General features: G+C 42.7%; 19 protein-coding genes. 11 read left to right on the forward strand and 8 right to left on the reverse strand.

The window, feature by feature from the left end; translation table 11 throughout:
- Nucleotides 1–33 precede the first annotated feature (33 nt).
- Both ACMCM8_RS17350 and ACMCM8_RS17355 read right to left on the reverse strand, forming a co-directional pair.
- Nucleotides 34–1,944 (reverse strand): putative bifunctional diguanylate cyclase/phosphodiesterase, encoded by a 1,911-nt coding sequence (locus ACMCM8_RS17350; protein WP_412723919.1) that lies wholly within the window; start codon nt 1,942–1,944, stop codon nt 34–36.
- Between the two features lie 23 nt (nt 1,945–1,967).
- Entirely contained in the window at nt 1,968–2,183 is a 216-nt protein-coding gene (locus ACMCM8_RS17355) for a YgaP family membrane protein (protein WP_412723921.1), read from the reverse strand.
- A gap of 208 nt (nt 2,184–2,391) precedes the next feature.
- Here ACMCM8_RS17355 and ACMCM8_RS17360 point away from each other — a divergent pair, with 208 nt between their 5' ends.
- Complete coding sequence (locus ACMCM8_RS17360; protein ID WP_412723923.1) at nt 2,392–3,573, forward strand: NAD(P)/FAD-dependent oxidoreductase; 1,182 nt, start codon at nt 2,392–2,394, stop codon at nt 3,571–3,573.
- 1 nt (nt 3,574) lies between these two features.
- Here ACMCM8_RS17360 and ACMCM8_RS17365 read toward each other — a convergent pair whose 3' ends face one another.
- The 5 genes from ACMCM8_RS17365 to ACMCM8_RS17385 all read right to left on the reverse strand — a co-directional run bounded on the left by ACMCM8_RS17365 (nt 3,575) and on the right by ACMCM8_RS17385 (nt 7,150).
- On the reverse strand, nt 3,575–4,438 hold the full coding sequence (locus ACMCM8_RS17365) for a mechanosensitive ion channel family protein (RefSeq protein ID WP_412723925.1): 864 nt from the start codon (nt 4,436–4,438) through the stop codon (nt 3,575–3,577).
- Nucleotides 4,439–4,490: 52 nt separating this feature from the next.
- On the reverse strand, nt 4,491–5,309 hold the full coding sequence (locus tag ACMCM8_RS17370) for a glucosaminidase domain-containing protein (RefSeq protein WP_412723927.1): 819 nt from the start codon (nt 5,307–5,309) through the stop codon (nt 4,491–4,493).
- A gap of 110 nt (nt 5,310–5,419) precedes the next feature.
- Entirely contained in the window at nt 5,420–6,007 is a 588-nt protein-coding gene (locus tag ACMCM8_RS17375) for a sigma-70 family RNA polymerase sigma factor (protein ID WP_412723929.1), read from the reverse strand.
- 8 nt (nt 6,008–6,015) lie between these two features.
- Complete coding sequence (locus ACMCM8_RS17380) at nt 6,016–6,876, reverse strand: mechanosensitive ion channel family protein (protein ID WP_412723931.1); 861 nt, start codon at nt 6,874–6,876, stop codon at nt 6,016–6,018.
- Entirely contained in the window at nt 6,866–7,150 is a 285-nt protein-coding gene (locus tag ACMCM8_RS17385; protein ID WP_412723933.1) for a hypothetical protein, read from the reverse strand. Before ACMCM8_RS17385 ends, ACMCM8_RS17380 begins: the two co-directional genes overlap by 11 nt.
- A 253-nt stretch (nt 7,151–7,403) precedes the next feature.
- Here ACMCM8_RS17385 and ACMCM8_RS17390 point away from each other — a divergent pair, with 253 nt between their 5' ends.
- The 4 genes from ACMCM8_RS17390 to ACMCM8_RS17405 all read left to right on the forward strand — a co-directional run bounded on the left by ACMCM8_RS17390 (nt 7,404) and on the right by ACMCM8_RS17405 (nt 11,972).
- Nucleotides 7,404–8,744 (forward strand): magnesium transporter, encoded by a 1,341-nt coding sequence (locus tag ACMCM8_RS17390; protein ID WP_412723935.1) that lies wholly within the window; start codon nt 7,404–7,406, stop codon nt 8,742–8,744.
- 30 nt (nt 8,745–8,774) lie between these two features.
- Complete coding sequence (locus tag ACMCM8_RS17395) at nt 8,775–9,899, forward strand: DUF21 domain-containing protein (RefSeq protein ID WP_412723937.1); 1,125 nt, start codon at nt 8,775–8,777, stop codon at nt 9,897–9,899.
- A 108-nt stretch (nt 9,900–10,007) separates the two neighbouring features.
- Nucleotides 10,008–10,916: a 30S ribosomal protein S6--L-glutamate ligase gene (gene rimK, locus ACMCM8_RS17400; protein ID WP_412723939.1), complete on the forward strand. Its 909-nt coding sequence runs from the start codon at nt 10,008–10,010 to the stop codon at nt 10,914–10,916.
- Nucleotides 10,917–10,919: 3 nt separating this feature from the next.
- A complete protein-coding gene (locus ACMCM8_RS17405) occupies nt 10,920–11,972 on the forward strand; it encodes a succinylglutamate desuccinylase/aspartoacylase family protein (protein ID WP_412723941.1) in 1,053 nt (350 codons plus the stop codon).
- A gap of 681 nt (nt 11,973–12,653) precedes the next feature.
- On the opposite strand, the gene ACMCM8_RS17410 is transcribed toward ACMCM8_RS17405, so the two are convergent.
- The gene (locus tag ACMCM8_RS17410) at nt 12,654–14,444 is read right to left on the reverse strand and encodes a cation:proton antiporter (RefSeq protein ID WP_412723943.1); all 1,791 of its coding nucleotides are present in this window, start codon (nt 14,442–14,444) and stop codon (nt 12,654–12,656) included.
- Nucleotides 14,445–14,738: 294 nt separating this feature from the next.
- Here ACMCM8_RS17410 and ACMCM8_RS17415 point away from each other — a divergent pair, with 294 nt between their 5' ends.
- The 6 genes from ACMCM8_RS17415 (at nt 14,739) to ACMCM8_RS17440 (ending at nt 21,147) form a co-directional block, all read left to right on the forward strand.
- Entirely contained in the window at nt 14,739–15,857 is a 1,119-nt protein-coding gene (locus ACMCM8_RS17415; RefSeq protein ID WP_412723945.1) for a hypothetical protein, read from the forward strand.
- 544 nt (nt 15,858–16,401) lie between these two features.
- Nucleotides 16,402–16,974, forward strand: a complete 573-nt coding sequence (locus ACMCM8_RS17420; RefSeq protein ID WP_412723947.1) for an aspartyl/asparaginyl beta-hydroxylase domain-containing protein — start codon at nt 16,402–16,404, stop codon at nt 16,972–16,974.
- An 85-nt stretch (nt 16,975–17,059) separates the two neighbouring features.
- Nucleotides 17,060–18,331 carry a hypothetical protein gene (locus ACMCM8_RS17425; RefSeq protein WP_412723949.1) on the forward strand — a complete coding sequence of 424 codons (1,272 nt, stop codon included), beginning with the start codon at nt 17,060–17,062 and terminating at the stop codon, nt 18,329–18,331.
- 2 nt (nt 18,332–18,333) lie between these two features.
- Nucleotides 18,334–19,266 carry a methionyl-tRNA formyltransferase gene (locus ACMCM8_RS17430; protein WP_412723951.1) on the forward strand — a complete coding sequence of 311 codons (933 nt, stop codon included), beginning with the start codon at nt 18,334–18,336 and terminating at the stop codon, nt 19,264–19,266.
- 289 nt (nt 19,267–19,555) lie between these two features.
- Complete coding sequence (locus tag ACMCM8_RS17435; RefSeq protein ID WP_412723953.1) at nt 19,556–20,170, forward strand: phage tail protein; 615 nt, start codon at nt 19,556–19,558, stop codon at nt 20,168–20,170.
- A gap of 161 nt (nt 20,171–20,331) precedes the next feature.
- Complete coding sequence (locus tag ACMCM8_RS17440) at nt 20,332–21,147, forward strand: sulfotransferase (RefSeq protein WP_412723955.1); 816 nt, start codon at nt 20,332–20,334, stop codon at nt 21,145–21,147.
- Nucleotides 21,148–21,246 lie beyond the last annotated feature (99 nt).

Here is a 21,246-nt window from a genome sequence, read left to right on the forward strand (position 1 = left end):
GTTAAAGGTTGTGATCAGGGGAAATTGACGAGATTAAACAGAAACTCCCTCGTTAATTAAGTGTTTTATCGCATCTTCAGTCATGGGTTTTGCGTAATAGTAGCCTTGGGCAACATAACACCCTAATGAGATAAGAAGCTCGGCTTGGCCCTTAGTTTCGACCCCTTCTGCAACGATGTTACAACCAAACGACTTTGCCAATGATACCGCCGAAGACACAATTGCCCTATGTTGCTTATTGGCAACCAGATCAGAAATAAAGGTTTTATCAATTTTAATGGTATTGGCTTTGAGGTTATCTAAATATGCCAAAGAGCTCATGCCTGTACCAAAATCATCGATAGCTATCTCTATACCAATTTGACGAATCTTATCGATGCCTGACTGGATATGCATGATATTTAAACAAGTTTCATTTTCAGTGAGCTCTATTTGAATAAAGTTCGCAGGTAAATGATGTTCATTTAACGTTTGTGTAATGAACGAGGCCAGTTTGGGATCGAGCAAATTATAAGGTGAAAGGTTGAGTGCTATGGGAGTACTAACACCCTCCAGACGCCAATTTGAAGCATGTATGATTGCCTGTTCTATGATGTAACGACCGAAATCCTGCACTTTACCACTGTGTTCTATTAAATCGATAAACTCAGCGGGCATAAGTAGTCCAAGTTGAGGGTGCTGCCACCGGCACAGTGCCTCTACCCCGACTATCTCCCCTGTCCTCATATCGACTTTTGGCTGAAAGTGCAAAACTAATTCCCGATTTAGCATTGCGCCATTTAAATCAGCTTTTAGCATGATATCGCGTTGGTGATTTAACTCGCTTTTCTTTTCATATACCTGCCATCCATTGCGTTGCTTCTTGGCGTTATACATCGCATTATCAGCGCAGGACATTAGGATTTCTGTGTTATCAGTATGTGTAGGGTAATGGGCAACTCCTACGCTTGTACCTGTGTTAATTTCAAGACCATTAAGAAGTATGGTGGTATCGCATACCGCAATGATATCTTTGGCGAGTTGCTTGCCTTGTACAAGACCCATTTCGGGTGCCCAAACAACAAATTCGTCGCCTCCAAGTCTAATCAATTCACATGGGGCTTTAACAACGGTGAGGATGCGTTCAGTAACCGCGACTAGTAACTTATCTCCTGTGCTGTGGCCAAACGAGTCATTAACGGCTTTGAATTTATCTAGGTCAATGACCAGAAGACTGGCTTCACTTATTTTATCGCTGTCCTTTTCGTTGCCTGATAAGTTTGCAATTTTCTGATTTAAATAGAGTCGGTTAGGCAAGCCTGTTAATGGATCATGAGTAGCTAGCTCTGTTAATGCTGCGTTTACGTCGTCAGCGCGTTTAGCAATAATGGATGACAAGGTGAGCGCAAGCCAAACAGCAATCCAAAATACAATGATTGAGGTGATGAGAAAGCGTTTTGCTAGGAGCCGGAACGTGGCATTAAGTAAGGTCATTTCTTTTACATAGGTAATCGTCGCTGACCCACTGGTATCTATAAACCAAATGTAACTCTTGCTATTAAGCGTGACGATTTGCTCGGATTGATCCTCGGGGGGTACCTGTTCATGAACTAAATTTAATAACTGCAGGCTCTCTTCATCATTCAGAAGATGAGAAACAACACTAGAATAATTCTGAGTGTTAACTTGTAGCACTGATGGAACATTCGGTTCAGTGTTTAACAAATGGCGAATAAACTCACTATTTGCACCGTTAGTATGCGATGTGTTTTGTAGTAGTACTTTGTCTACAAGTGCAGTGGTATGCGCCAAATTTTTAAATTCAGCTTTAAAAATAATGTCAGATGACAGTCGATAAGAAACCGTTACATATATTGCGGAAACCAGTAATGACACTGACAAACAAGCGAATATCAGCCTAAATCGTATTGTGGTATCACGGGGTAATATGGTGGGCGATTGCACTCAATAAGAACCTTTTAATGCGGTTAATCTTGCCTAGTACTGATCCCAGCAACCTGATAGACGGGACACCACCCAAAAGCGAGAGATATGAGGTTAAGTCCTCCGAATATGCCTAACAGTATTTCGATAAATACGTCGTCTATCATGTCGCCATTAAACAGGGCGAATCCAGTGACGCCGATACCAATCCCACCACGGACTAATCGATCTAAAAGACACAAGTTTGATTTAATGGCCATTGTTATTTATTCGATAATTTTATTTGTCATTAAAGTTTAGCGTTGTTTTTGAATTGGGTGAAGTATACTTTCGGCTCCAACGTTACCTTGTATGCAGCACTTTGTTACATAGAAGCGTTGTGTAGAAAGGGGGAATGCGTATAATTCCCAGCCTTAAATTTTAGTGTGAATTGACTTACCATACCGATTTTTTCGAGGCGGACAAACAGTGATCAGGCGAGACGTTATTATAATTGGTGCAGGTGCTGCCGGACTTTTTTGTGCCGCACAAGCTGGCGCTCGCGATAGAGATGTAGAGGTATTGGATCACGCTAAAAAAGTCGGCCGTAAAATACTGATGTCAGGTGGCGGGCGCTGTAACTTTACTAACATGTATACATCGCCAGAGAACTTTCTTTGCGACAACCCTCATTTCTGTAAGTCAGCCCTAAGTCGTTACACTCAGTGGGATTTTATAAGCCTAGTTGCTGAACATGGTATTGCCTATCACGAAAAAACCTTAGGTCAGCTCTTTTGCGATGACAGTGCGAAAGACATCGTCGATTTATTGCTGAATGAATGTAATAAAGCCGGTGTCACTATTACCACTCGCTGTGAAATTTTAAAGGTAGAGAAAATAGAAAGTGGGTACTCACTTTCAACTTCTAATGGCGACTATGAGTGTGAATCTCTGGTTATTGCTACCGGAGGCTTAAGCATGCCAAAGCTGGGGGCGACACCATTTGGTTACAAAATTGCCCAGCAATTTGGGCTCAACGTTCTAGCTACTAGGGCGGCGCTCGTGCCGTTTACCCTGCACGACAAAGACAAAGAAGCCTTGGCTGAGCTTAGCGGCATTGCGGTAGATGTTTACGCGAGCTGCAACGACACCACGTTTAAAGAGGCGATGCTCTTTACGCATCGCGGGTTAAGTGGGCCAGCCATGCTGCAAATTTCCAGCTATTGGGAAGCCGGTGATACTCTCAGTATCAATATGTTACCCAATGAAGATGCGCTGAGCTTTATTAATAGTGCGCGTAGTGAAACCCCCGATGTGTTGTTGGCAACGTGTTTAACTAAGGTGTTTCCCAAGCGCATGGTGCAATGTTTTATCGAGTATCAGGGATGGCGAAATGTACCCATAAAACAGCTTTCTCACAGTGAATGTGAAGCCCTCGCTAATGTACTTGAAAATTGGCAAGTTAAACCTAACGGTACAGAAGGATACAGAACGGCAGAAGTTACCATAGGCGGTGTAGATACCAATGAATTGTCTTCAAAAACCATGATGGCAAAAAACGTAGAAGGCCTTTATTTTATTGGTGAAGTGGTGGATGTCACCGGTTGGCTGGGTGGCTTTAACTTCCAGTGGGCTTGGAGTAGTGGGTGGGCCGCAGGGCAGGTGGTGTAATTCACCCCTCCCCCTTATTGGCAAGCGTAAGCGTACCATCAATGTGCACATCTCTTTGTGGAAAGGCGATGACTATACCCGCTTCTTCAAAGGCACTAGAGATTAAGAAACGACAATCACTGCGTGACTTTCTACGCTCCATTTCCGAACTGGCATTCATCCAATAGTACACTTCGAACAGCAGCGCATTGTCCCCAAAGTCATCGAACATGACCACGGGCTCAGGAAAAGGCAAGACGCCCTCTAGCTTATCTACGGCTTCGTATATTAGTTTCTCTACCGTGCGAACCGGTGAGCCGTAGGCAACACCAACTTTTACAGAGGTTCTGGTTTCGGTATTTACCAGATTCCAGTTGATTACAGTATTTTCCAGAAGCTTACTGTTAGGGACTAACATGTGGACACCGTCAACCCGTCGTATACGGGTTGAACGCGTATTAATTGCTTCCACTCTGCCTCGTGTATCATCGACTTCTAACGTATCACCAATGCGGATAGGGCGCTCCCACATCAAGATCCAACCGCTAATAAAATTATTAATGATGTTTTGCGCGCCAAAGCCCACACCAATTGCTACTGCGCCTGACACAAATGCAAAAGCAGTTAATGGCACGTTTAACAGGTCGAGGGTGGTAATAACCAACATGACCAGCACTAATATCTGAACGACACGGTTAACCAAGTGTACCGCATCGGGAGTGACGCCATTTTTAATTAGCAGTTTGGGTATGATTTTGGAGATAAGTTTAAGCAGCCAGACAGATATCACTAGCATGATAGGAATCATAACTAGCATGCCAAGTGTGACCACTTGTGACATAAACTCAAAGACAGGTTTGTTAAACAGTGTGAGCAGATTTTCCATTAACAGGGCCTATTACTACTTGGTTTTTATTCTCGCGTTTGAAACTGTGGGCTTAATTACTCGCTAGAAGTAAGCTCTTGTCAAACTGAGAGTTAAAGCGTGTCAGCTCATTATACTGGATAAAATCAGACACCTTTTTAACATATAAAGGGCCTTCTTCAGAGTAACGCAATAACGTACTGGCAAGTGCCAAGCCCGTAACCGGATGATTTGCCTCTCGCAAATTGGCTCGTAGTGTTCTTAAATCCGCATACGCAAAGTGAGTGTTGAGATTTTTTAAATAGGAGCGTACTGAGGCATTGACCGTCGCAAAGCGCGCGACTTCATGTTGCTTACCCGTTTCTCGGCCACTGGGAACCATGCCACAACCTTTAGAGAAACACCATTGCCCGAATAGATTATTGCCTTTTTTGGAAAAGCGAGCGCTTCCCCAGCCAGACTCTATTGCCGCTTGGGTAAGCACTAATGAAGGCGGGATATAGTCTACTCTGCGCAACAATCGCGTAAATTTCTCCTGTAGAGGAAGTTCGGGGTCCACGTCATAGTATGTGATTGCTTTGGACAGCCAGCGTTGCTCTATACGACTTAAAAAAGGCTGTTGGCGCAACGTGAGTAATGTCTGACGTTGTGAAAGCAGGTGCTTGTTTTCTTCTTCAATTATGGGGTATAGGGTAGAGAAAAATGCTTCCTTTTTTTCTTTAACATCGAGTATGTGAGATAAATCAGGAAGTGAGTGCAACGTATTAGCGGGTCTGTTGTCAATAACAGGTAAGCCGCTACTAAGTCCATTCTTTAAATATTCATGCGAAAGCAAAATTACCGATATGAAGGTAATCAAACCAAGAATGTAAGGCAGTGTTGTTTTACTCATTATTACTACTCCTCTGATAAAACGGTGTATCAGGTTTTAAACCACAAGGGCTTTTGTAACATTGCTCGAAGGGGGGCAATGCCTGCCTGATACACCGAAATCGGGCCGTACTATATGTGCTTAGCTGCTGCTGCCATTTTTTCTAAGGTGCGTTTATACCGCATTTTCACTGCGCTAAGTTTTAAGTCTAGTACTTGTGAAATTTCTGCAAATTCCAAGTTGCCTGTCATACGAAAGACCACAATGGAGCGCTCTTCAATGGTTAACATATCCAACAGTTTGTTGAGCTGTTGTTGTTCAGTGTTATGTCCTTCAACACCTTTAGCACTATCGTGATCAATTTCAGATAGGGCTTCATCCAGCTCAACATACTCGGCCTGCTTTTTCCTTAAGCGAGTAAGCGCTTGATTGTGCGCAATTCTATATAACCAAGTTTTAAAGCTTGCCCGCTCTTCAAACTGGTTAAGCTTATTAAATACAATCAAAAGCGTATCGCTTACCGTCTCTTCTGCTTCTTCGGCTGATTTCAAATAACGGAAGCATACCTGCAACAACTTTTGGTGGTACCGATGAAAAATCGCCTCATATGCTGTAGTCACATAAGGGAGTTGCAATTTCGCAATACGCACTAATTCGTCATCACTGAGTTGCGACAGCCGATCAGAGAGACGAATATTTTCGTTCTCTAGATCGTTCATGCCTTACCTCATGTTTTAGTTACTGTTTTTTTCTTATTACTTAATTTTGTGGTCACAAATTTGTTTGTCAGTAAATCCTGATTTGGAATACTCAACCGTTTGCCTTCTTTATTTTCTAGAATAGTATTAACAGTACTCACTGACACCACATTGCCCACGAATCCTTCAAACTCAACTTCATCACCGGGTAGCAGCTGCTCTCTGGCGTATATGCCAGAAACGATGCTGTTGGCTACCGATTGTGTACCCAAACCTAACGCCAGTGCCAAGGCGATCCCCAAGCTCGCTATCATCACAGTAAATATAGTATTAAGTAGCTCAGTTTCTAGTTCCAGTTGGCCGATCACTAATGAAAATGTGATAAACAACACCATTAATTGAAGTACACGACCCGCTGCAGCGCCGTATTCAATACCCATATTTTCGAGCGACGTTTCAAGCTGTGTTTTACCGTTTTTCGCTATAAACAGGCCAATTAGCGTAATCAACAAGGCGCCAAATAATTTAGGCAAATACAAGATGAACTCATCGAGTATGGCAGAGAAGCGTTCTAACCCCAGGGTTTCCGCCGCGGCAACCAGGATGATCAGTATGAAAAAGAGATGAAGTAATTTCCCGACAATATCCGCCGCGTTAGCTTTGAATCCTAATGTGCTAATCACACTGTGAATACCAAGCTTTTCACACAAGGTGTTAAAACCGAGCTTTTCAATTAATTTGGCTACCCAATTTGTGATCATCTTTGAAATGAAAAGGCCAATAAATACAACCACTACGGTGGCAATAAGATTGGGTAAAAAGCCTGCTACCTCTGTCCAAAAGCGGGTGAGAGCATTGCTAAATGATTGCGCCCAAATATTAAGATCCACGCTGATCCTCCTTATCTTCATTCATTGTATTTGTCTTTTTTGTTGCAGTTTTTTTTGCTGCATGGTGCTTATCATATTGCCGTTTAGCTGAGTAAAGCGAGGCTCCGAAACCCAGAAATAGCACCCAAACCCAGCCGACGAATACGCCAGCTACATCTTTTACAACGGCAACTTTTTTACCATCGGAAAGTACTTTGTCTAACGATGAATCTTCGTCTATATCGGTGATGTTTTTGTTCATCAAATGTTTGAGTTTCTCTTCATCAAGATCCACGTGTTTACTCCACAAATCAGCATCAATAAAATGAAAACTGCAACAGTATTATGCACTGAAAAAAAGGTAAGCGGATAGATAGCCTTTCGTTTAACAACATTATGTTATCTTGCGCATTCGCTTTACACTTTTTGCATTACTTAACTAGACGAGGGGGACACAGAAAAAGTCACAAAAAAATAAAATAATTGTGACTTTCGTTAATTTACTCTCGTCAAAGGACGTAGTTTATTAATCAATAGAGTAGTAAGACATGTCAGAACCCTTGCCGAACTTAGTCGAAGAAGTCATTCAACATTCACCGGCCCACCTTGAGCAGGCGGGAAGTGCGACCGCTTTGGCACAGGCTGATGAAAAAGAGTTGGCATTGTTACTTGAGTCACTACCCATTGAAGAGCGTATTGCGCTATGGGACACAATAGCTGATTCGCGCAAGCTAGACGTACTTATTGAAATGCGCAGTGACCCGCGCGAAGTGTTAATAAAATCAACGGATCCTGCGTTGTGGGACACACTGTTTATTGATATTGAAGCAGAAGATTTGCTTGAACTTGCTGACTCACTACCAAGTGAACTGCTGGAACAAGCTTTCTTAGCCATGGATAAAGTACAGAAAACCTACTTTACTCAAGCTAATGAATACGATGAGGAAGAAATAGGTCACTGGGCATCTCACGCATTTCTCTCTTTGCCGAGTAACGCTAAAGTGCGCGATGCATTGCGTTTAATACGACGAGAAACGCCTAAGCACTGTGATCTTATTTTTCTAACGAATCGATCTGGCCAGTTTTCTGAAGCGGTCGAGATTGCCAAAATTCACGGGTTACCTGAACACGTTCCGTTAGTGGACATTGCCTTAGATGATGTGGCAGTGATAAGCGATACAGAATCCTGTGTAGTCGCTGCAAAAATGGTACAGCTGTCAGGGTTTGGTGCGTTACCTGTGGTGGATGAAAATTTAAAGTTAGTGGGGCGCTTAGATGTGACGACTGCGGCAGAGTTGTCGTTTGAAGAACACGAACGCTTATTGATGGCCAGTGCAGGTATGGATGAAGACGAGGATTTGTTTTCTTCTGTGCGCAAAAGTGCCCAAAGCCGTGCTATCTGGTTAGGTATTAACTTATTAACGGCCTTTTTAGCCAGTGCTTTTATCGGCTTGTTTGAAGCCACTTTGCAGGAAGTCGTGGCGTTGGCAGTACTGATGCCCGTTGTGGCCAGTATGGGCGGTATCGCTGGAAGCCAAACCCTTACACTTATCATTCGTGGTCTTGCACTAAAACAAGTGACGGCGGCCAACGTAAGTGCACTGTTGATAAAAGAGTTAAAAGTAGGTGGTTTAAACGGTGTTATCTGGGCGGTAGTGATCGGTGCAGTGGCAATGCTTTGGTTTGCCAACCCACTATTGGGCGTCGTCATCGGATTGGCTATTTTGTTTAACATTATTGCAGCTGCCGTGGCGGGAATATTTGTTCCTGTGTTGCTAGAAAAATTTGAAATCGATCCCGCGTTGTCTGGGTCGGTAATTTTAACCACTGTGACCGATATAGTGGGCTTTGTTGCTTTCCTCGGTCTCGGTACGTTATTGCTAGTCTAAAAACTAAACGTTGTAATTTAGGATTTAATTATGGAATTTTCTTTAACCCAACAAGAGCTTTATATTTGGTTGGGTATTTTGTTTTGTATTTCTCAGTCAGCCATGTTTTCGGGCTTGAACTTGGCGTTTTTCTCGTTGAACCGATTACAGCTTGAGATGGAAGTGTCTCATGGTCATAAATCAGCGAAAAAGATACTTAAACTTAGACAAGACTCTAACTTTCTACTTACCACCATTTTATGGGGTAACGTAGGGATAAACGTATTACTGACGCTTCTGTCAGACTCTGTGCTTGTCGGCGCCAGTGCGTTTATTTTCTCTACAGGCTTTATTACCATTTTCGGTGAAATCTTGCCTCAGGCGTATTTCTCTCGAAATGCAATGAAGATGGCGTCTATTCTTGCGCCAGCACTGCGATTCTATCAGTTTTTACTGTATCCGGTGGCCAAACCGTCAGCGCTTATTCTAGATGGGTGGCTGGGCAAAGAAGGGGTAGAATACATGCGAGACCGCGATCTTCGCCGTGTACTTAAACAGCACGTAGAAGCGGAAGAAGCTGAAGTCGATCACGTGGAAGGTATTGGTGCACTGAACTTCCTGGCCATCGATGATATTCGCGTGTCGCAGGAAGGGGAGTTGTTAGACCCAGATTCTATCATCCAGTTGCCGACAAAAGTCGACTTCCCGATTATTCCAGAGTTTGTCAGAGAAAGTACTGATGAATTGCTTAAGCGCATAAATCAAAGTGGTCACAACTGGGTAGTGCTTGCCGATGAAAAAAATCAGCCCCATTTAATATTAGATGCTGATGGTGCATTGCGCGCAGCGCTATTTGACACAGACAAGCCTTTCGATATTTACGATTTTTGTCACCGTCCATTAATAGTGCGGGATGAGAACCTTACCCTAGGTGATGTAATCTGGCATCTGAAAGCGCAAGAGTCATTAGATGCACACCACGATGGTACTATCGATGTAGACGTAGTACTGGTGTGGGGTGAACACCCACGCATAATTACCGGTGCTGATATTTTAGGTAGATTGTTAAAAGGTATTAGCTCGGCCATGCCTGAAGCGTTACTGTCGAATGTAATAAGTGCTTCAACTGAAAATGAAAAGAGTAAAAAAGAGTCTTCTTCCTCAGAAGAGGCATAATTTTGAATGGCGACCTAAGGGTCGCCATTTTTTTTGCTAAAAAATGAACAAATTTGTGACTTTTTGATTTTCTACGTCGTCTATATAGAAAACACTAAGGAGCAACATATGAAAATAGCCATCTTATCTAGAAACAAACGTCTTTATTCAACCAAACGTTTGAAAGAGGCTGCAGAAGCACGTGGTCACGAAGTTGACATTATCGATACTTTGCATTGCTATATGGACATTACCAGTAACAAGCCATCAGTAAGATTTAAGGGTCAACCGCTGCCACATTATGACGCCATTATTCCACGAATTGGCGCGTCAATTACATTTTATGGTACAGCTGTTGTTCGTCAATTTGAAATGATGGGGGCATTTAGTGTTAACGAATCTGTAGCCATTAGCCGTTCGCGCGACAAACTGCGTTCTATGCAATTGTTGTCTCGTAAAGGCATTGGCTTACCTCGTACAGGTTTTGCTCATAGTCCAGACAGCGTTAAAGATCTTATCGCCAATGTTGGTGGTGCGCCGGTAGTGATTAAGCTACTAGAAGGTACACAAGGTATTGGTGTGGTTTTGGCTGATACCAATAAAGCCGCAGAAAGTATTGTTGAAGCCTTTATGGGTATTAAGGCCAACATTTTGGTGCAAGAATTTATCAAAGAAGCGGGTGGTGCGGATATTCGTTGTTTCGTTGTTGGCGGCAAAGTGGTTGCGGCCATGAAACGCCAAGGGGCACCTGGTGAATTCCGTTCTAATTTGCACCGCGGTGGTAGTGCAAGCCTTATTCGCCTAACGTCAGTTGAGCGTACAACTGCCATCGCGGCGGCGAAAGCAATGGGCTTAAATGTGTGTGGTGTTGACTTACTTCGTTCAAGTCATGGCCCTGTGGTTATGGAAGTAAACTCATCGCCGGGTTTGGAAGGCATTGAAAATGCAACGAATAAAGATGTTGCGGATATGATCATTGAGTTTATCGAAAATACTAAGTCTAAGCCTCACAATACTAAAACCCGCGGGCAGGGCTAATTAATGGCGCGTAATCCATCGCTATATATTGGCGATACAGAAATAAAACCAGGCAGTCGCGTTAAGCTTCAACTTACTTCTGCAAAGCTATATACCGACACGGATATGGCTATTCCCGTTGAAGTGATAAGAGCTAAGCGCCAAGGCCCGACAATTTTTATCAGTGCGGCCATCCACGGTGATGAGCTAAACGGTATCGAAATTGTACGCCGATTGTTAGCTTCAGATACGTTTCGTTTAAGCCGTGGCACAGTTATCGCTGTGCCAATGGTTAACGTGTATGGCATGTTAACTCAAAGCCGGTACATGCCAGACAGACGAGATTTAAATCGCAGTTTTCCTGGCTCGAGTAAAGGCTCGCTAACCGCGCGGTTGGCGAATTTATTTTTAACGGAAATCGTTAGCAAATGCGACTATGGCATTGATTTGCATACCGGTGCTATTCATCGCAGCAATTTGCCACAAGTTCGTGCCAATTTAGAAGACGAAGATACCTTGGCTCTTGCAAAAGCATTTGGCGTTCCGGTTTTGTTAAACGCTAACTTGCGGGATGGCTCATTGCGTCAGTCAGCCTCAGAGTCTGGTACGCGTATCTTGCTTTATGAAGCTGGTGAAGCCTTGCGTTTTGATGAGCTCTCTATCAGAGCGGGTATTAAGGGCATCTACAATGTGCTGGCGAGTTTAGGCATGGTGGCTAAACGCCGCCGCAAAAAGCCGAATATTGAACCTTTTATTGCTAACAAAAGCTCTTGGCTACGCGCCCCTGAAAGTGGCATTGTGCGTGATATCAAGCAACTTGGTGATCACGTTAAGAAAGGTGATGTATTGGCTCAGGTGTGTAGCCCTACAGGGAGTTATGTTCACGATGTGAAAGCCCAGCGTTCGGGCATTATCATAGGCAAACAAAATATTCCATTGGTACAAGAAGGCGACGCGATGTTTCACGTAGCGCTCTTTGAAGAACCTGAAGACGTAGTGGACAACCTCGATCAGCTGGTTGAAAACTTAATGCCAGAAGAAGCATTACCATTTGAAGAAATAAACAAGGGATCGTAGAACTCATGCCGTTCACTGAAAAGGAACGGCATTTTTGTTTCTAGGGTAGTGCAGTAACCCAGCGCTGACAGTATTAGGTGTGTCCATTTTCGCATCTGTAGCAATGCCAGATGTTTTTCTACAGTCATCATGTTATTTTTTGCTGGCGTGGCGAAATACCAGTTGGCGAGTACGTATGCCAGGAAGTGACAGCAAGCAAGGTAAGCCTCGCCATCGCTGTAATTGAGCCTGTTTAACGCTGCGAGCGTCATACTCTCACCCACATTGTTTCAGTGCACAGGGAGCAATAAAAGCTTTACTCGCCTGTTGACAACATCCAACTGATTAGCTGAATCAGCATTTGATTCGTCGCTTAATAACATTATTTCAAGTAGTAACCAACCCACTCTTCTAGACTAAATTTTTGATTTCTAGCCTTTTCATTGCTGAGATAGGGATTGCCTTTTTCAATCAATTCCTTCGGTATAAGGCTTGATGGCGCTTGTATTTAAAGAGGCTGGCCGCTGTTAATATTGTTGAATCCTTAAGCGAATCCCACAAAAAAAACCAGTATCAAATTATTGATACTGGTTTTTGAATCACTCAAAAGGCCAGCTAATAAATCACGAAAATATGATTAACTTAATGTACTAGACCCATTTTTTAGCTGTAGAAAAATTTCAGGTCAATTAATCCTTCAATCTACGCTGCTTGTTGGATCAAGCTTATAATTTGATAACCTTCAGTTAGTTCCACTTTGCCTTTCTTATGAAAAGGTGTAAGCCTTCCTTTTGCATCGATAAAGAATAGCGCAGTAAACTGATCTAAATATTTTGTCTTGTAGTCTTCAAACGTAAAGCAAGAGGTTAACGCAGTACGCTTAATAGTTGCGCCTTTTGCTGTCTGACTAGCCAGTTTCGAATAGGTGACATCACCAAATAGCCCCAATGACTCTAAGTATTGCTCACTGGGAAGATGGCCTTCAAACCCTTTTTGTTCTTTAAGGCTCACGCCCATTACGTGCTCTTCGCCAAATAGGTATTGGAAATGTTGCGTCACAATGGGGTTAAGCTGTTTATAAGACGACATAACCAACACATTACCTATACCAGTTAAATCCATAGTACGAGAAGCATGTGCCGAACTAGGATTACCGAAATAGGTAGGAATACCTTCCATTCTGGCCGCGCGAATAGTTTCCCAGTTAGTATCCGCAATTTTTACCGTATAACCCAGCGCCATTAATTCTTTGGCAATCATGCGGGCAAAGCTGCCGCCGCCGAATATAAGAAAGCCTCGCGCCACTTCTTCTCTCTGGCCGAGAAGTTTGGCTAATGGTGCAGTGGTTAGGCTTTGTAATGTCACTGTAAAAACAATTACAAAGAAAACCAAAGTAACTAAAATGTCAGCATTGTGATAGCCGATCATATCCAGTTTTAGTGCAAATAGCGCCGATACTGCCGCAGCTACAATACCTCTTGGAGCCATCCACGAAATAAGACACTTTTCCTGCCACTTCAACGACGACTTGCGGGTTGATAGATATACGTTCAGTGGGCGTGCGACAAAAATCAGTACCAGCATAAGCATTGAAGCGGGTATAACAATCGCATTTAGTTCTTCTAGCTTGATGCGTGCAGCCAAGATTACGAACAGGCCAGATATCAGCAGTACAGAAAGCGTCTCTTTAAACTCGACGATATCATCGACTTTTATATCCCGTTTGTTAGCTAAATACATGCCCATCACGGTAACGGCTAACAGCCCTGATTCGTGAGCAATAAGGTTAGATAACTCAAAACTGATCAAGACAGAAATAAGCACCGTTGTATTGACCAAGTATTCCGGCAGTACCCCTTTTTTAATTGCTTTAGCAAGGCAGTAGCCAGCAGCAACCCCAACCAATGCACCAATCAAAATGGTTTTGAAAAACACCACCAAGGTATGGCTTACGGCATTTTGGCTAGCCACAATGTATTCGAATACGAGCACGGCGAGAATGGCACCAATAGGGTCGATAACGATCCCTTCCCACTTCAGTATTTGTGCAACATTTTTGGAAGGACGTATCGCACGTATCATTGGCATAACCACCGTGGGTCCTGTCACGGTAACGATGGCGCTAAAAAGAAAAGCAAGTTCCCAAGATATATCCATAAAGTAATGCGCCGCTGGCGTAACGACAATCCAGGTGACGATAGCGCCCGTGGAGCACAAATGGGTTACCGTGCGCTTATGTTCGCCCAGTTCTTGTACGTTTAACGTGAGCGCGCCTTCAAATAGAATGATCGCAACCGATAAGGAAACAATAGGAAACAGCAAATCGCCAAATACGCGATCAGGCTCTAATAATCCGGTCACCGGTCCCATCATTACACCTGACATTAGCAAAAATAAGATGGCAGGTAAGCGCAATCGATGAGCGATAAGCTGGCTTATAATAGAAAAGAAGCCAATCAGCACCAGAATAAGAATAGGGTCTAAAGACAGCATAGAGACACCAAATTTGTTTAAGATAGTCCTAAAGACGCTGGTGCAAGCGGAAAAGTCACAGATTATTTTACACAGCGCTCTTCAAAATAGGAAAACGCGCGTTGTAAATGGCTATGGTTTGTACACATTTAATACAAAATTAATCATAAGCCGGTACATTATATAGTCTGAATTTATTTGAGAAGTAAAGAGTAAAGCTTATAACGAGCAATCTAATATTGTTGATATGGGGCGTAATAGTCACATTACCGTTGACAGTGTGGCGCTTTGTTGCGGAAAAGTTTGGAGCAAATAATGGATAGAATGCTAACCGCCAAACAGTACACGAATTTAATCGAGCGCCCCGAAGCATGGGCGTTGGCTGAAACCAAAATATCGAAAATTGTCGAGCAAATTTGTAAAGATATCGTGGGTTCAGAGCTATCTTTTAACCAGTTGGTAAGTGAATTAGCGGCATGGAACGATGAATTATCTCAGCCTGATATTTCATCCCTTAAGAAATATTGGTTACCTGATAATTATTCTGCTGATAAACAAAGCGTGAGATGGTGTCTGGCATTGGATGAATTACCGTTTGCCCCTTTTTATGATGAGCGTATAGCAAAGCTCAGAGGTCAGCATATCTTTGCTTCAATTATAAAACCACAGACGCCGCTTAGTTTGTTGGTTGATGGTGAAAGTGATAACCCTGTTTCAGGGTTCATATTTCACCTTTCGCGATGTGGCTCCACATTGGTAAGCAACTGCTTAACTGCAAGTCCAACTCATACCGTGTTATCAGAAGCTCATTTTTTAACCCAATTGTTATTGGATAATAGTTTAAATGACGAACTGAAAATTACAGTCCTGCAGGCACTTATGTGTAGCTTTGGCAAAAAGCTGATAGTTAAACTGAATGCCTGGGATCTCGCTTTTTATACACTGCTAATGAAAGCATTTCCAGAAACACCTGTGGTTATAATTATTCGCGAACCCGGTGAAATATTGGTCTCTCATCAAAAAAGTGCAGGAATACATATGGTTCCGAATGGTTTGACCAAGGTGCCCCCACATTGGCCTGAAGCTAGCAACGATAGTTTGAACGAATACCAGGCAAAGGTGTTGAGTCATCTGATGGGTATTGCAAAGCAGTACGTTCAATCTTCCAGAGTTAAAATAGTTGATTATGCGCAGCTACCCATGGCTATCGAAAATATCATTTCTCCACATTTTGGCATTACTCTCAGCGCATCAGAAATAGTGCACATGAAGCAATTAGCCAAAGTTTATTCTAAGAATACAGAGTTGCAATTCAAAAGTGATAGTAAAGAAAAGCAGCAGCAATTTGAACAGAAGTTTTCTGCTGACTTAAAGCTTTCACTCTTGGAGATGTACCAAGGTTTGGGCGTTTTAGCAAAGCAAGCCGCAGGATGAATTATTGATGATTAACTGAATAGAGCGGAAGAAATAATTAAAAAAATTCAGTTTGCATCATTGCAGGGGGGGAACATTAACAGTGATGAGGGGATGTGTAGCTCTGCCTGATTTAGCTAAGTACATTGATACACCGACAATAAACCTCTAAAGTTTATGATAGAGCAAAATATTTACTCACCGTTTTGTATTGTTAAAACCTTCATCTAGTGTAGCCATCCTGTCTGCCTGAACAGGATAACCAGTTGCTGGGTTTTGAGGAGCTGGTTAATGGTGAGGTTGTTGGTTCATCTACGGTTTTTCAGATGTGAAAAACAACATCGCGCTACGTACCTGTAATTTTTGAAGACGACATTCCTTTTGCATGTGTAGATGCTGAGGAAAACAGGAGAGTTAAATACTGTGACAATAGCGCATAGTGCGCTGGACAATACGCACACATATGAGCATGACTTATTTAATTTGATGAATGTTGGATAAATCGCAATCGATAAGGAGTGTAGGTCAATTACAGAGTCACAGATAACAAAGGAGTGAAATAAAAGTGCCGAAACTATCGCAAAGGATTAACATCGATTTACCTTATATTCAGGATACTGTTGATTCGGAGTTACGAGCTATCGCTGGCCATAATTGGGTAAGCCATGTTAATCAAAAGGAATATATTGGAGATTGGAGGGTATTGGCATTACGGACTCAACAAGGGAGTGTAAACGCCCATCCAATATTGCAGGGTTTTCAGATTGAAGAGACAGATGCTTGGGTTGATTTACCAGTTCTCAAATCTTTGCCTGGAATAGCGGCCTTAGTTAGTGCCATCCCTGTTGAGTATAAATCTATCAGGTTGATGGAATTAACGCCGAACTCACACATTAAAGTGCACCAGGATAGAGGGCTGTGCATAGAAAACGGTGAGGCCCGATTGCATATTCCATTACAAACGCATAATTGTCTGTATTTTGTCAGCAATGGCGTGCAATTACCTATGGCAGCTGGACAACTATGGTATATCAATGCCGATAAGCCCCACGAAGTTAAAAACGAGAGTCCCATCAGTCGTATTAATTTGGTAATGGATTGTGAAGTGAATGATTGGTTACTCGAGCAAGTTCATTGATAGCCTCTGAAATAATAAGTAACGAACACGTTAATGGTGCTATTTGGCTAACTTGTTCAGTTGAATAACATAAGAGTAGAAATAAATGAGTTCACAAGACAATCCCAACCAGAGAGATGTTTCCTGTTTCAATGCGTCAAAAGTAAGCTACACAGAGCCAGACAAAATAACTCAGGGGTTGCTTACACAATCTATACGAGGGCAACTTAATCAACTTCTAACAGGGGTGACAACGGCAGAAGATCGCCTGGTAAAATTGAAGCAAACCTGTGTAGAGACTATGTCAATGGTGTTAACGGGTGTTGAAGTTGCTCATGAAACCTTGTTGGCTCAATTTGAGCTGTTGCATGAATGCGCGGTTTTATCACTCAAAGAAGCTCGGATACCTGAACAATTATTGACACGACAGTATATGAGCCAGAACGGCCTGATTATGTCCCCGCTCACATGTTCAACTACGATTAAAGATATTTACAGAATAAGTGGGTTTAGCAAAGGATTATTAAATGCCATCGAGGCAAAACTGGAAAGCGTAAACTGCGTTAAGTTACTTTATCCAGCATGCGGCCCATTTGCCCCGTTACTTGTTCCCTTGCTCAGCTATGTGAAAGAAAAAAAGCTGCTGACTGAAAAGCAATTGCAGGTGACCTTTGTCGACGCTCAACCCGGGGCGTTAATGGCGCTGAAGCAATTTACCCTAGATTTATCCGTCCAGGAGTTTGTTACTGATTTTGTAGAAGCTGATGCGACTTGTTTTGAACCAGATTTTGACATCGATATTTTGTTGCTTGAAGCCATGCAGCATGGGCTGAGTAAAGAAGCTCATGTCAGCATTGCCCAGCACCTTGTCCGATTTATGGATGTTAATGGCATTTTGGTTCCTAATCGCATAGAGCTGACGGGGGCATTAGTGGTCGGCAGTGAAGAATTTAAAGATCAATGGCAGGACATCGATTACGCCTACAGTAAAACCATATGTCAGGAGTATATGGATAAGCGCATTGATTTAGGCGTTATAATGACCATCGACAAAAATACCTTGTTGCAGATGGAAAAAATCGCCCTTGAAGATCAGCAGCAAGTGGTTCGCGCAAATGCGCTTCGAATACCTGAAGGGTATACAGATATGAATAAGCGTAGTCTGATTATTTGTACAGAAATTGAAACCTTTGCGGGTGAGAAAGTGAACCAGTATGACTCAGGCATAACAGCCCCATATCTTGACCAATCAATCTGTATAGATTTCAAACCAACAGCTCCACAACCCGATGACCTGTTAGTCAAAAGTGGCGATACCATCAGGTTTTTCTATCGCTTAAACGGTTTACCAGGCTTTACGCCAGTATTAGAAGGTTGATTATGACCAATGCAAAAGTAACGCTCTTTTCATCCAGTATAATGAGCCTTGGCTTAATCATGAGTTTAAAGCAAGAGAACAAGCTTGCCGGTGTTGTGGTTGAGAGCAACGAGTCCCACGAAACACAGCATTTAGTGCATAACCTGAATCATTTTGGTATCCCGTTTACTACCTACCAGGCAATCTCGCCAGATACATTGCTTTCCCAAATTAAAAACTGGAAAAGTAATTTGGGGTTAGTGTTCTTTTTTAAACAAAAAATTTCTGACACTGTGATTCAATTTTTTGATGGCAACATCATTAATCTGCATGCATCTGAACTGCCCGATTATAGAGGCAGTATGCCCTTGTATTGGCAACTCAGAAATAATGAAGCTAAAACAGCGCTCACGGCACACTTCCTGACAGACTGCTTTGATGCAGGTGATATCGTATTGCAAGAGCCTATAGCCATTCACCCTTATGACAATATTCAGACCCTTAGTGAAACTGTGCTGCAAAAAGCCCTGCCAGTCGTCAGCAAACTTATTGTGTTGTTCGAGAGTCAGAAAATGCCCCGAACCCCCCAGCGGCAAGTCACTGAAAGCGATAATTATGCATCAGCTTTGAGGGAAAAAGACCAATGGGTCGACTGGAAATGCATGTCGGCGGACGATATTGTTGGAGCCAGCAGGGCCAGGAATCCAGTATTTGGTGGTGTGATGACTCGCTGTAATCAAGCGGTTTTTAATATACTTCAATGCGCTAGCGTTAACTCACAACGTTTTAGCGTGCCAGCGGGAATGATTTTGTCGATAGATAAGGTTTCGGGGTTGGTTGTTGCTACAAAGGATAAGCCTATTGAATTGCAAGTTGTTGCTTCTCAGCAAGGCTATTTTAGCGGATATAGTTTTGCCATCAGGCACGGACTAGATATTGGAGTGCAGCTGCAATAATAATTTCAACATAATACAGGTAATGGTAGTTTTTTATCTGATTATATGGCAAGTTTTAACAGGTGAGCTAGACTTTACCTTTACAATATTAAAGATTAGAGACCTGTGACTATAGTGGAGAAGTACTAGTTTGATAATCCTTGGAGTATCAAAAACATCTGCCTAAAGGTAGTGTTTTTAGGAATAAATAACTGAGTTCTACATATATGGGTAACAACGCTTAAATGCAGATTAATAGAGATTAACCCTTTTAGATTGAATAATTATCAGAATACACAAGGATCACGACATGGAACCATTGATGGCACAAATTAGTACTTTTGGTTTTAAATTTACACCTAGAGGATGGGTATCCGCAGATGGGCAATTAGTGGCAATACAACAGTACGCCGCGGTATTTTCTGTGGTCGGAACAACGTATGGTGGCGATGGTCGAACGACCTTTGCCGTACCTGATATGCGAGGCAGAAAGGCAATAGGTTCAGGTACGGGGCATGGGCTACCTAGCTACGAAGTGGGTCAAAAGCCTGGATCGTTGGCGCATACCATTACTATTTCTAATTTACCTCCGCATAACCACTCAGCTACATTTGAACCAAGTGGTGAAAGTATGGCCGAAGTACAGGTTTCAACTGCAAATGGGAATGTAAAAGTGCCAGAGGCGGGTGATGTTCTGGCTGTGGTTGGTGACGGTTCTGCCAGAAATCCAGTCCAGCAGGCGGCTTACGTTAAGTCTACTGATGCTGGAACTACTGTGTCCCTTGGTGGTGTAGATGTTAATCCAGGGGCTGCAAATATCCAAGTTGGTAATACCGGCGCAGGCGAACCCTTTAGTACTGAAGACCCTGGTTTAGTGGTTAATTATTGCTTTGCATTGGCCGGGGGGTTTCCTTCTCGTAACTAAGGTATATTTACAGTTGTTTATTTTTTAAAGCCGCCCAGGAATCATCATGGGCGGCTTTTGCTTTTTAGTGTGTCAAAAACACATTGATTCATAGCGTTCTTTTGCGTTAAATCTGAAACACTATCAATATTAATCATTTATACAGGTTTGGAAACATCAAGGTGACAAAGTTTCATTTTATCTCTGGATTACCTCGTTCAGGCTCTACCTTATTGGCTGGAATATTGCGACAAAACCCGGCTTTTCACGCGGGCATGTCCAGCCCTGTAGCACCTATGATGAACAGCTTGCTGGAACAGACCGGCGCGTCTTCCGAGTATTATAGCTTTTTTGATGCAGTAAAACGCAAAGCGATTATTCATGCAATGTGTAACGCCTATTACTCCGATGTAAGCAGTAAGCAGGTTGTTTTTGATACGAACCGTATGTGGACGGCAAGGTTACATCAATTAATCGAATTATTCCCTGATTTCAAAATGATCTGCTGCGTTCGTAACCCCGCCTGGATTGCAGATAGCTTTGAGTTGATCTACCGACGCCATGCGTTTGACTACAGCCGCATGTTTAACCCTAATCAGCGTGCCACAGTGTATAGTCGTTGTGAAACACTGATGGCCACTAATGGCGCTATTGGGCATGCACTTACTTCCTTGAAAGAAGCCTACTACAGTGAGTTTTCAAGCCGATTGTTACTGCTGGACTATGACTTGCTCGCGCAATTTCCGGAGCGTTGTATGACGCTGCTGTATCAGTTTTTGGAAGAAAAAGAATACAAGCACGACTTTAAAATCGTCAAATACAATGAAAGTGAGTTTGATAAGCAGCTTGGGATAGATGGTTTGCATGAGGTTCAGGAAAAAGTTGAATTTAAGCCAAGACGCTCAATTTTACCGCCCGATTTATTTGATAAGTATAAAGAATTGGCCTTTTGGACAGATAAAAAAGGGACAGCGGCTAATATAATTGGTCAGACATAATGCCGCCGGTGCTATTTCAATCCCCGTCATCATTGTAGGTGCCGCAAATTTTGCGAGGGTAAATTGTTGAAGTGTAAGGAGGGTGCAATAGATCTAGTT

The sequence above is a fragment of the Alteromonas sp. D210916BOD_24 genome (assembly GCF_047159385.1).
GTDB lineage: Bacteria > Pseudomonadota > Gammaproteobacteria > Enterobacterales > Alteromonadaceae > Alteromonas.